The sequence below is a fragment of the Delftia sp. WSY_22 genome, assembly GCF_043104185.1.
In the GTDB taxonomy this organism is placed as follows: domain Bacteria; phylum Pseudomonadota; class Gammaproteobacteria; order Burkholderiales; family Burkholderiaceae_C; genus Comamonas; species Comamonas tsuruhatensis.
Genome location: NZ_JBICKN010000035.1, coordinates 18845 through 31009, shown reverse-complemented (window position 1 = coordinate 31009; position 12165 = coordinate 18845). Strand labels below are relative to the sequence as shown.

The 12165-nt window shown below is 63.8% G+C and carries 10 protein-coding genes and 1 pseudogene; 2 read left to right on the top strand and 9 right to left on the bottom strand.

Translation table 11 applies throughout. The features are described from left to right. Positions 1-131: 131 nt before the first annotated feature. Entirely contained in the window at positions 132-785 is a 654-nt protein-coding gene (locus ACF8NF_RS18090) for an RlmE family RNA methyltransferase (RefSeq protein WP_016447470.1), read from the bottom strand. Positions 786-816: 31 nt separating this feature from the next. Here ACF8NF_RS18090 and ACF8NF_RS18085 point away from each other — a divergent pair, with 31 nt between their 5' ends. Then, complete coding sequence (locus ACF8NF_RS18085) at positions 817-1290, top strand: YhbY family RNA-binding protein (protein ID WP_012206726.1); 474 nt, start codon at positions 817-819, stop codon at positions 1288-1290. A 13-nt stretch (positions 1291-1303) separates the two neighbouring features. Next, complete coding sequence (locus ACF8NF_RS18080) at positions 1304-2098, top strand: glycosyltransferase (protein WP_392451007.1); 795 nt, start codon at positions 1304-1306, stop codon at positions 2096-2098. Between the two features lie 66 nt (positions 2099-2164). Here ACF8NF_RS18080 and ACF8NF_RS18075 read toward each other — a convergent pair. The 8 genes and pseudogenes from ACF8NF_RS18075 to lpxB form a co-directional block, all read right to left on the bottom strand. After that, a pseudogene (locus ACF8NF_RS18075) lies at positions 2165-3528 on the bottom strand (IS3 family transposase). Between the two features lie 101 nt (positions 3529-3629). Then, entirely contained in the window at positions 3630-4073 is a 444-nt protein-coding gene (locus tag ACF8NF_RS18070) for a DUF4149 domain-containing protein (RefSeq protein ID WP_392451006.1), read from the bottom strand. Between the two features lie 44 nt (positions 4074-4117). Beyond that, positions 4118-4594, bottom strand: coding sequence for a transcription elongation factor GreA (gene greA / locus ACF8NF_RS18065; RefSeq protein WP_016447473.1), 477 nt, complete (start codon positions 4592-4594; stop codon positions 4118-4120). Between the two features lie 251 nt (positions 4595-4845). Beyond that, on the bottom strand, positions 4846-8094 hold the full coding sequence (gene carB / locus ACF8NF_RS18060; RefSeq protein ID WP_016447474.1) for a carbamoyl-phosphate synthase large subunit: 3249 nt from the start codon (positions 8092-8094) through the stop codon (positions 4846-4848). Then, the gene (gene carA / locus ACF8NF_RS18055) at positions 8087-9259 is read right to left on the bottom strand and encodes a glutamine-hydrolyzing carbamoyl-phosphate synthase small subunit (RefSeq protein WP_016447475.1); all 1173 of its coding nucleotides are present in this window, start codon (positions 9257-9259) and stop codon (positions 8087-8089) included. Before carA ends, carB begins: the two co-directional genes overlap by 8 nt. Positions 9260-9433: 174 nt before the next feature. After that, the gene (locus ACF8NF_RS18050; RefSeq protein ID WP_046238473.1) at positions 9434-10225 is read right to left on the bottom strand and encodes an RNA methyltransferase; all 792 of its coding nucleotides are present in this window, start codon (positions 10223-10225) and stop codon (positions 9434-9436) included. Positions 10226-10289: 64 nt separating this feature from the next. Continuing rightward, positions 10290-10997 carry a ribonuclease HII gene (gene rnhB, locus ACF8NF_RS18045; protein WP_016447477.1) on the bottom strand — a complete coding sequence of 236 codons (708 nt, stop codon included), beginning with the start codon at positions 10995-10997 and terminating at the stop codon, positions 10290-10292. Then, on the bottom strand, positions 10960-12150 hold the full coding sequence (gene lpxB / locus ACF8NF_RS18040; RefSeq protein ID WP_016447478.1) for a lipid-A-disaccharide synthase: 1191 nt from the start codon (positions 12148-12150) through the stop codon (positions 10960-10962). The genes rnhB and lpxB overlap by 38 nt, the downstream gene beginning before the upstream one ends. Between the last annotated feature and the right edge of the window lie 15 nt (positions 12151-12165).

Below are 12165 nucleotides of genomic sequence, written 5' to 3'. Positions count from 1 at the left end.
CGTGCTCGAAGCGTATTTGCGGTCCATTTTAGGTGTTTCAAGCTGGCTGGTCGCCTATATCCCTCTATAGCAGCCATAGCTTGAATACGGTCTTGACCCGGGTCAGGGCAGCGCCGGGCGGCTGCACAGGCCTACTTGAGCCCCATGCCCACCAAAAACGTCTCCGAAGACTTGTCACGCGAGGACTTGGGCTTGATCGGCTTGACCACCTTGAAGGTCTGCCGGAACAGCGCAACCAGGTCATCGTAGGCCCCGCCGTGGAAGAGCTTCACGACCAAGGCGCCTTCAGGTTTCATATGGTGGATTGAAAAATCAACCGCCAGTTCGACCAGCAGCGCAATGCGCGCCGCATCCGTCGTGCCGTTGCCCGACAGGTTGGGAGCCATGTCGGAGACCACCACGTCGGCCTTGCCCCCGCCCAGGGCCTCCTGGAGCTGGGCCAGAACCGGCTCCTCGCGGAAATCGCCCTGGATGTACTGCACGCCCTCGATGGGCTCCATGGGCAGCAGATCCAGCGAGATGATGCGGCCGTTGAGCGCGCCGACGGCCGCCCCGTTGGGCGACAGGCAACGGCGCACATACTGGCTCCAAGCCCCGGGTGCGCAGCCCAGGTCCACCACCGTGGCACCCGGCCGGATGAGCTTGAGCTGCTCGTCGATCTCCTTGAGTTTGTAGGCCGCGCGAGCGCGGTAGCCGTCCTTCTGGGCGGCCTTGACGTAAGGATCGTTGACGTGGCTGTTGAGCCAAGCCTTGTTGACCTTCTTGCTTTTTGTGTTGACTTTCATGCTGGATTCTTTCAGCCTCGATAATACGGCCATGCCCCAAATTCAATTGACTCCCGCCGAGCGCCGGGAACACCGCGCCAACGCACACCACCTGGACCCCGTGGTCCTCATCGGGGGTGACGGCCTGACGGCTGCCGTGCAAAAGGAGGTCAACGCCGGCCTTAACGCACATGGCCTGATCAAGGTCCGTGTCTTCAACGACGACCGCGCCGCACGCGAGCAGATGTATCTGCAGCTGTGCGACGAGCTTGGCGCTGCACCCATTCAGCACATCGGCAAGCTGCTGGTGCTCTGGCGCCCCATGCCGGAAAAGGAAAAAGCCATCGACGAGAACCGCATGCCCGGCCCTCGCGATGTCAAGCTGCTCAAGTTCAGCAAGCGCTCCGGCCAGAAGCCCGAGGTCAAGCAGATCCGCGTGCTGGGCAACCAGCGCCTGACGGCAGGTGGCCAGGTCAAGCGCGCCAAGCCCAAGCAGAAGTCGGTCAAGAAGCGTCAGGCAGACTGAGTCCGCCGCATCCATGACCGTAGCATCCCATGCCGCCAGCGTGGCCCAGGCCGCGCAACCGCCCTCCGCCTCCCCCTCTGCGCAGCAGCGCTTCGTGATCTGCATGAAGTGGGGCAAGAAGTACGGTCCGGAGTATGTCAACAGGCTCTACGCCATGGTGCGTCGGCATCTGAAGGGCGATTTTCGCCTTGTCTGCCTGACCGATGACGGCGTGGGGATTCGCGACGAGGTCGAATGCCTGCCGATTCCTCCGCTGAACCTGCCCGCGGGCATTCCGGAGCGTGGTTGGAACAAGCTGGCCACCTTCAGTGCCGACCTGCACGGCCTGCGCGGCACGGCGCTGTTTCTTGACGTGGACGTGGTCATCACCGGGCCGCTGGACGATTTTTTCACCGAGCCCGGCGAGTTCCTGATCATCCACGACTACAAGCGTCCGTGGCGCATCACGGGCAATTCCTCGGTGTACCGCTTCGAGCTGGGTGCCCACCCCGAGGTGCTGGACTACTTCCGCACGCATTTCGAAGAGATACGCCGCAACTTTCGCAATGAGCAGGCCTATCTGTCCGACATGCTGCACAAGCAACGCAAGCTCAAGTACTGGCCGCAGGCCTGGTGCCCCAGCTTCAAGTACCACTGCATTCCCGCATGGCCGACGAACTACTGGAAGCCGCCCTTCGTGCCGGATGGTGCGCGCGTGGTGATCTTCCACGGCGAATGCAACCCGCCTGACGCGTTGGCCGGCCGGCGCAATCGGCGCTTTCGCTATATCCGGCCTGCCACCTGGGTGGCCGAGCACTGGCACGAGTGAGCAGCTCGACCCACAAAAAAACGCCCGCGCTTGTGAACTGACCCCAAGAAGTTGGACGGTTGGAAGCTAGCGGCTCAAGGCCTGAGTTCGGTACTGCACCGGGCTCAGGCCTTTTAGTTTGAGCTTGATGCGTTGGTGGTTGTAGTAATGAATGTAGCGGCGCAGGCCGCGCTGCAACTCCTGAACGCTTGCGAACTTGTTCAGGTAGAAGAATTCCGATTTCAGCGTACCGAAGAAGCTTTCCATGGCCGCGTTGTCCAGGCAGTTGCCTTTGCGGGACATGCTTTGCGTCAAGCCGTGCTCGTGGAGCTGCTCTCGATAGTGGGACATTTGGTACTGCCACCCCTGGTCGGAGTGCAAGAGTGGCGCATCGCCGCGGGTCTTCAGCTTGCGCAACGCCTTCCTGAGCATGTTCCCTACGAGCGAGTACACAGGGCGCTCCTGCATCTCGTAGGCCACGATCTCCCCGTTGTAGAGGTCCATGATCGGCGACAGGTACAGCTTGTTGCCTCGGACATTGAATTCGGTCACATCGGTCACCCACTTCTCGTTCGGTCGCTCTGCACCGAACTGGCGATCGAGCAAGTTGGGCGATGAGGCGCACTCGCCTCGGTGGGAACGGTACTTCTTTGGCCGAACCAGTGACTTCAGGGCAAGGCTGTTCATCAGCCGCTGCACGGTCTTGTGGTTCACAGCCTGGCCTGCTTGACGAAGCTGGGCAGTGATGCGCCGATAGCCGTAGCGGCCTTTGTGGCTCTCATAGATTGCCCTGATGCTTGTCTTCAAGCTGGCGTATCTGTCGCCAGACCGCAGCACCTTGGCCTGGTAGTAGAACGTGCTGCGCGACAGGCTTGCCGCACTCAGCAGTGCGCGTAACGAATGCTCTGGCCTCAGCTCGAGGACGGCTTGCGCTTTTTGGGCGCAGCCTGCCGGCCTTCCCGAACCAAGGCCTGCACTTTTTTTAGGTAGGCCACCTCCGCACGCAGATACTCGTTTTCTTTGCGCAGCGTCTACAGTGCGCTGGCATCGTCAGCCTGCGGCGGCAGGTTCTTGGGGGGGGTGGGAGTCGGCATCTTCTTCGGACGGCCCCGAGGCTTGGGTTTGAGTGCCTCGGGACCACCTTCATGATACTGGCTCAGCCACTTCGATACGACACCTGATCCGCCACGCAAATCGAACAACGCGGCCACTTGCGTTTGCGATAACCCCTGCTGCTTCATGCGTTGCAGCACCGAGATCTTGAACTGCGCGCTGTACTCGCTGCGCTTCTTGCGCAACGCGCTCTCGCCGTGCTCCCGGTAGGCGTTGACCCATCCGCGCAGGCAGGAGCGGCTCACACCGTACTGCTGCGCCAGCGTCCTGTAACCGGCCGACCCCGATAAATATTTCTGAACAACTTCGAGCTTCAAGCGCTCATCGTGCTTCGCCATGAAAAACACCCCATAGGTTGGACTGGTGTCCAACTTTTGGGGTGCAGTTCAAAGCTGCGGGCCTTTTTGTTTGGCATGGTGCCGAACCAGCAGGACCGGGATCAGGCCGTGGCCCGGGTGTTCGCTTGAGACGAACGGCCTATGCGCCACAGCACGACGAGCGCACACAGCCACTGCAGCGCATACATCACCGTGCCCACGCTGTGCCACAGCTTGAGGTTGTCGCGTGCAACGATGCGCGGCGACACGCCGTACTGGACGACAAATGCCAGCAGCATGCCTGCGATCACAAAGCCCAGGCAGGCCTTGGCCCAGGGCTGCGGGACCGACTCCTTGCTGCGCCGGGAAAGGACCAGCAGCACGGCCGCGCAGGCGATGGACACCCAGGTCTGCGCGGCAAACAGCTTGGCAGCCATGAAGCCCGCGACAGCCGGCGTGGGCAAGTGGGCGAACAGCATGGGCACGGCCATGAAGCCGATGGCCGACAGGCTGCCCCACCACAGGGCAGCAGCCAGCAGGGGAACGCGCTCGTACAGGTTGCTCATGGGCTTAGGCCTTCCTCAACGATCGAGGCACAGGCACCGACGCATCAGAGGTAGCGCACCGACACCACTTCATAGCGGCGCTCGCCGCCCGGTGCCTGCACGACAGCGGTATCGCCTTCTTCCTTGCCGATCAGCGCGCGTGCGATGGGGCTGGAGACGTTGATCAGGCCCAGCTTGAGATCGGCTTCGTCCTCGCCGACGATCTGGTACTTGACCGTGTCGCCGCTGTCCTCGTCTTCGAGTTCAACCGTTGCACCGAAGACCACGCGGCCGCCGGCATCCACGGCGGAGGGATCAATGATCTGGGCTGCGGACAGCTTGCTCTCCACCTCGGCAATGCGGCCCTCGATGAAGCCTTGGCGGTCCTTGGCGGCCTCGTACTCGGCGTTTTCGCTCAGGTCGCCCTGGGCACGGGCCTCGGCGATGGCCTGGATGATGGAAGGACGCTCCACGGTCTTCAGACGGTGCAGCTCGTCCTTGAGTTTCTCGGCTCCGCGCTTGGTGATGGGAATGGTGGCCATTGAAAAGTCTCCATGTGCAGCAAACGCCGCGCGTTGCGCGGCTTCTTTGGCACAGGCGGGCCGGCAGTATGGCGGCAGGGCCTGCGCCCCAAAAGCAAACCGCCGCACGTTGCCGCGCGGCGGTTTCATCAAGTCATGTGGTCCATTATGCCGCGTTTGACCACCAGCTTCGGTGGGAAAACCCGGCGGCACTGTCGGACAGTGCCGCCGGCTGCACCTCGTCAGAAACGAGGGGCGGCAGTGCGGAAGGATCAGGCCGTCTGCAGCTGGGCGTGCAGTTCCTGGACGGAGTGCACATCCATGTTGCCCATGGACTTCATGCCTTCGACGGCGGCTTCGGCACCGAAGATGGTGGTGAAGGTGGTCACGCGCGCCAGCAGGGCGCTGGTGCGGATGGCGCGCGAGTCGGCGATGGCGTTGCGGCGCTCTTCCACCGTGTTGATGACCATGGCGATCTCGCCGTTCTTGATCATGTCCACGATGTGGGGGCGGCCCTCGGTCACCTTGTTGACGAGCTGCACTTCGATACCTGCCTCGGAGATGGCCGCTGCCGTGCCGCGCGTGGCGCACAGCACGAAGCCCATGGCAGCCAGTTCCTTGGCCACGGCCACGGCGCGCGGCTTGTCGGCGTTCTTCACGGTCAGGAAGACCTTGCCCTGGGTGGGCAGTGCCACGCCGGCGCCCAGCTGGCTCTTGACGAAGGCTTCGCCAAAGGTCTTGCCCACGCCCATGACTTCGCCGGTGGACTTCATCTCGGGGCCGAGGATGGTGTCCACGCCCGGGAACTTCACGAACGGGAAGACGGCTTCCTTGACGCTGAAGTACGGCGGCGTGACTTCCTTGGTGATGCCTTGCTGGGCCAGCGTGTCGCCGGCCATGCAGCGCGCAGCCACCTTGGCCAGCTGGATGCCCGTGGCCTTGGAGACGAAGGGCACGGTGCGCGAGGCACGCGGATTGACTTCCAGCACGTAGATCACGTCGCCATCGGCCGTTTCCTTGATGGCGAACTGCACGTTCATCAGGCCGACCACGCTCAGCGCGTTGGCCATGGCAGCCGTCTGGCGCTTGATCTCGGCCACGGTCTCGGGCTTGAGGTAGTAAGGCGGCAGCGAGCAGGCGGAATCGCCCGAATGCACGCCGGCCTGCTCGATGTGCTCCATCACGCCGCCGATGAAGACGGCGCCTTCGCGGTCACGCACGCAGTCCACATCGCACTCGATGGCGTTGGACAGGAAGTGGTCCAGCAGCACGGGCGAGTCATTGCTGACCTTGACGGCTTCGCGCATGTAGCGCTCCAGGTCGCGCTGCTCATGCACGATTTCCATGGCACGGCCACCCAGCACATAGCTGGGACGCACGACCAGGGGGTAGCCCAGGCCGGCCGCCTTTTCCAGCGCTTCGGGCTCGGTACGGGCCGTGGCATTGGGCGGCTGGCGCAGGCCCAGTTCATGCAGCAGCTTCTGGAAGCGCTCGCGGTCTTCGGCCGCGTCGATCATGTCGGGCGTGGTGCCGATGATGGGCACGCCTTCCTTTTCCAGGCCCAGGGCGAGCTTCAAGGGCGTCTGGCCACCGTACTGCACGATGACGCCGACCGGCTTCTCGACAGCCACGACTTCGAGCACGTCTTCCAGCGTCAGCGGCTCGAAGTACAGGCGGTCCGAGGTGTCGTAGTCGGTGGACACGGTTTCGGGGTTGCAGTTGACCATGATGGTTTCATAGCCGTCCTCGCGCATGGCGAGCGCGGCATGCACGCAGCAGTAGTCGAACTCGATGCCCTGGCCGATGCGGTTCGGGCCACCGCCCAGCACCATGATCTTTTTCTTGTCCGTCGGCTCGGCTTCGCACTCCTCGTCATAGGTGGAGTACATGTAGGCGGTGTCGGTGGCGAACTCGGCAGCGCAGGTGTCCACGCGCTTGAACACGGGGCGCACGCCCAGTGCCTTGCGCGCCTCGCGCACGGCCTTGTCGGTGCTGTGCAGCAGCTTGGCAAGGCGGCGGTCGGAGAAGCCCTTTTGCTTGAGCGTGCGCAGCGTGGTAGCGTCCAGTGCAGCCAGCGCGGCATCGCCCTTTTCCTCGTAGACCTTGTCCAGTTCGAGTTCGATCTTGACGATCTCTTCGATCTGCACGAGGAACCACTTGTCGATCTTGGTGATGTTGTGCACTTCGTCCAGCGTCCAGCCGGCAGCAAAGGCGTCACCCACATACCAGATGCGGTCCGGACCTGGTTCACCGAGTTCCTTTTCGAGGATCTCGCGGTCCTGGGTCTTTTCGTTCATGCCGTCCACGCCGACTTCCAAGCCGCGCAGCGCCTTCTGGAAGGATTCCTGGAAGGTGCGGCCAATGGCCATGACCTCGCCCACGGACTTCATCTGCGTGGTCAGGCGGTTGTCGGCAGCCGGGAACTTCTCGAACGCGAAACGCGGGATCTTGGTGACCACGTAGTCGATCGAGGGCTCGAACGACGCAGGCGTCTTGCCGCCCGTGATGTCGTTCTTGAGTTCGTCCAGCGTATAGCCCACGGCCAGCTTGGCAGCGACCTTGGCGATGGGGAAGCCCGTGGCCTTGGAGGCCAGCGCCGAGGAACGCGACACGCGCGGGTTCATCTCGATGACGATCATGCGACCGTCCTTCGGATTCACCGAGAACTGCACGTTGGAGCCACCCGTGTCCACACCGATCTCGCGCAGCACCGCCAGCGAGGCGTTGCGCATGATCTGGTATTCCTTGTCGGTCAGCGTCTGCGCGGGCGCCACGGTGATCGAGTCGCCGGTGTGCACGCCCATGGGGTCCAGGTTCTCGATGGAGCAGATGATGATGCAGTTGTCCGCCTTGTCGCGGACGACTTCCATCTCATACTCCTTCCAGCCGAGCAGCGATTCCTCGATCAGCAGCTCATTGGTCGGCGACGCTTCCAGGCCGCGCTTGCAGATGGTCTCGAACTCTTCGGGGTTGTAGGCAATGCCGCCGCCCGTGCCGCCCAGCGTGAAGCTGGGGCGGATGACGGTGGGAAAGCCCATCTCCTTTTGCACGGCCCAGGCTTCGTCCATCGAATGGGCGATGCCCGAGCGTGCCGAACCCAGGCCGATGCGCGTCATCGCATCCTTGAACTTGAGGCGGTCCTCGGCCTTGTCGATGGCCTCGGGAGTTGCGCCGATCAGCTCGACCTTGTATTTGTGCAGCACGCCGTTGCGCCACAGGTCCAGCGCGCAGTTCAGCGCGGTCTGGCCGCCCATGGTCGGCAGGATGGCGTCGGGACGCTCCTTGGCGATGATCTTCTCGACCGTCTGCCAGGTAATGGGCTCGATGTAGGTGACGTCGGCCGTGGCCGGGTCGGTCATGATCGTGGCAGGGTTGCTGTTGATCAGGATGACCTTGTAGCCCTCTTCGCGCAACGCCTTGCAGGCCTGCACGCCGGAGTAGTCAAACTCGCAGGCCTGGCCGATGACGATGGGACCGGCGCCAATGATCAGAATGCTTTTGAGGTCGGTGCGCTTAGGCATTTTTGTGTTTCTCCATCAGCGCCGTGAAGCGGTCAAACAGGTAGGCGATATCGTGCGGGCCGGGGGAGGCCTCGGGGTGGCCCTGGAAGCAGAACGCAGGCTTGTCCTTGTGCTCAAGGCCTTGCAGCGTGCCGTCGAACAAGCTGATGTGCGTGGCGCGCAGCGTGTCGGGCAGGGACTCCATCTCCACGGCAAAACCGTGGTTCTGGCTGGTGATGCTGACCCGGCCGTTGTCCAGGTCCTTGACGGGATGGTTGGCGCCGTGGTGGCTGTTGGCCATCTTGAAGGTCTTGGCGCCAGCGGCCAGGGCCATGATCTGATGACCCAGGCAGATGCCGAAGACGGGCTTGCCGGACTCCACCAGTTCCTTGGTCGCGGCAATGGCGTAGTCGCAGGGCTCCGGGTCGCCAGGGCCGTTGGACAGGAAAACGCCGTCGGGGTTGAGTGCCAGCACATCCTTGGCGGGCGTCTTGGCCGGCACCACGGTCAGCTTGCAGCCGCGCTCGGCCAGCATGCGCAGGATGTTGAACTTCACGCCGAAGTCATAGGCCACCACATGGAAACGCGGGGCCTGCTGCTGGCCGTAGCCTTCGCCCAGCTTCCACTCGGTTTCCGTCCATTCGTACTGTTGGGCGGCGCTCACCACCTGGGCCAGATCCAGGCCCTTCATGCTGGGGGCCGCCTTGGCCGCAGCCAGTGCCTCGTCGATGCGCGCCTGGGTCACTTCTTCGCCAGCGGCCAAACCGACGATGGCGCCGTTTTGTGCGCCCTTGTCGCGCAGCAGCCGTGTGAGCTTGCGCGTGTCGATGTTGGCAATCGCCACCGTGCCGCTGCGCGTGAGGTAGTCGGGCAGGGTCTCGGACTTGCGGAAGTTGCTGGCCAGCAGCGGAAGGTTCTTGATGATCAGGCCCGCCGCATGGACCTTGCCAGCCTCGACATCCTCTGCGTTGACGCCGTAGTTGCCGATGTGCGGATACGTGAGCGTCACGATCTGCTGGCAGTAGCTGGGGTCGGTGAGGATTTCCTGGTAGCCGGTGATCGCCGTGTTGAAAACGACTTCACCAACCGTGGTGCCTTGCGCACCGATCGAGTTGCCAACAAAGACCGTGCCGTCTGCGAGCGCCAGGATGGCGGATGGGAATGCTCCCTTGAGAGACAAAAGCACTGGGTTCTCCGGTTCTAATTACGGTTACGCCCAGCGTGCCGCACGGACGGGTCCGTGCGGTTTACAGCTTGTCTGCAGGGGGTGGCGAGGAAGCGTCGCTAGGCGTATTGTGGAATGCTTGAAAGCCGCCCATTATAGGCTGGTCGCGCTTCAGCCTCCTGACAGGAGGCGGGATTACCCTTGACGTGAGCCGGCACTCACGCTGCTTGCGTGCAGGCATATCGCCGCTGCCGCAGCCACGTTCAGAGACTCTTCACCACCCGGCTGGCCGATGCGCACATGCTGCGCCGCCTGCTGCATCAGCGCCTCGCCAACGCCCTGCCCTTCATGGCCCATGGCCCAGGCGCACGGCCAGGGCAGAGCGGCGCTCTGGATCAGTTCACCTTGATGGGAACTGGTCACGATCAGGGGCAAGCCAAGCGCACTCAGATCCTCGGGTGACGCCGACTCCACCAGGTGCAGCCCGAAATGCGCGCCCATTCCGGCGCGCAGCACCTTCTGGCTCCACAGCGCAGCCGTGCCCTTCAAGGCCACGATCTGGCCGAAGCCGAAAGCGGCCGCACTGCGAAGAATGGAGCCCACGTTGCCTGCGTCCTGCACACGGTCGAGCACCACGGTGGCCACGCCGGCACGCACGGCCGCCGACGCCTGCCAGTCCATCAGAAAGCCGATGCGCGCCGGAGACTCCAGTCCGCTGACCTCGGCAAACACGGCATCGGACAGCACCACGCACTTGCCTGCGCCCTGCACCCACTCCAGCGGCACCTGAGGCCAGAAGGACTCGGCCACCACGGCCACGGCGGGCTGCATGCCGCGCGCCAGGGCAGCACGGCACAGATGGTCCCCCTCCAGCCAGACACGTCCTTGTTTGCGGTAGGCCCCGCTGTCCTGGGCAAGCCTTCGCAAATCCTTGACCAGGGCGTTGTCACGGGACTGGATCGATGTAGCGGCAGGTTGTCGGCTCATGGCAAGGCTTCCGGGCAAAGAGAACAGCGAAGAACAGCGCCACGGGCGCAGAAAGCGAAGGCGCTCAGGCCGACAGCAGCAAGGCCTGCGCGCCCTGCGCCGCAGCGGCCACGCGGGCGGCTGCCAGCGGCTCGGCCCTGCGGGCAATGCTCACGACATGGGCCACGGGCGCGAAGGTTCGTCGGTGCTCCTGGCAGGCGCCATGCAGGCGCAGCGCGGCAAGATGGGCCGCCGTGCCATAGCCCTTGTGGCCGTCGAAGCCGTATTCCGGGTATTGCTCATGCAGGCGCTGGCACCACCGATCCCGCGTGACCTTGGCAAGAATGGAGGCCGCCGAGATGGACTGCACCAGGGCGTCGCCCTTGACGATGGCCTCGGCCTGCACATCCAGCACGGGCAACTGGTTGCCATCCACCAGAACCAGTACCGGCTTCAATCGCAGGCCCAGCACCGCGCGGCGCATGGCCAGCAGCGTGGCCTGCAGGATGTTCAGGCGATCGATCTCTTCGACCGAGGCCTCGGCAATGCTGCAGCACAGCGCCTTGGCACGGATCTCGTCATAGAGTGCCTCGCGGCGCGCAGCCGTGAGCTTCTTGGAATCGTTCAGGCCCTCGATGGGATGGAGATCGTCAAGAATGACAGCGGCGGCCACCACGGGGCCGGCCAACGGGCCGCGGCCCGCTTCGTCCACGCCCGCAACCAACCCCGGCGGATGCCAGGGCAGGCACGCCTGTTCAGGCGGCAGTGGGGGCAATGATTTTCTCGATCGCATGGGCGGCCAGTTCGGCAGTATCGCGCCGCAATTCATGGTGCAGCGCTGTGAAGCGCTGTACCAGCGCTTCGACGGTTGAAGGGGAATGCTCGCAGGCCTGCAGCCATTGCAGCACGGCCGCGCTCAGCGCCTGGGGCGTTGCCGCATCCTGGATCAGCTCGGGCACGACGAAATCGCCGCACAGGATGTTGGGCAGGCCCACCCAGGGCTGCAGCTGCTTGCCACGCATCAGACGCCAGCTCCACGGGTGCATGTTGTAGCCGATCACCATGGGCCGCTTGTACAAGGCGGCTTCCAGCGTGGCCGTGCCGCTGGCTATCAGCGTCACGTCACAGGCTGCCAATGCGTCATGGGACTGGCCGCGCACGATGTGCAGCGACGAAGCCATGCCGGCTTGCGCGGCAATGCGCTGCAGCTCGTCGAATTGCGAAGGCACAGCAGGCACTACTATTTTAATAGCTGGCAGCGCCTTCCGAACCAAAGCTGCCGCCTGAAAGAAGCGGGCAGCCAGGTAACGTATTTCAGAGCGCCGACTGCCGGGCAGCACGGCCAGCACCAGACCATCTTCGGGCAGCCCTAACCGGCGGCGCGCAGCTGCGCGGTCGGGCTGCAGCGGAATCACGCTGGCCAGGGGATGGCCCACGTAGGTCGCGTCTATGCCATGGCGGGCCAGCAACTCGGGCTCAAAGGGGAAGATGCACAGGACATGATCGGCCGCGCGGCGGATCTTGTCGACGCGATCGGCACGCCAGGCCCAGATCGAAGGACAGACGAAATGCACGGTCTTGATGCCCGCAGCACGCAGATCGGTTTCCAGCCCCAGGTTGAAGTCCGGCGCGTCGATGCCGACAAAGACGGCCGGCCGCTGCTGGAGCAGTCGCTGACGCAGCTGGCGTCGGATATTCAGAATCTCGGCCAGCCGGCGAAACACTTCCCAGCTGTATCCATGCACGGCCAAGCGCTCGCTGGACCACCAGGCTTCAAAGCCGCGCTGCTGCATCTGCAGCCCGCCGATGCCAAAGGCCGAGGCCTCTGGCCAGCGGGACTGCAGCCCCCCCAGGAGCAAGGACGCCAGCAGGTCGCCAGAGGTTTCTCCGGCGACCATGGCAATCGATGGACTCAGGCGCGCCGATGGCGCCGCGTTCTCTGTCATGCCGTCCTTTCGCGC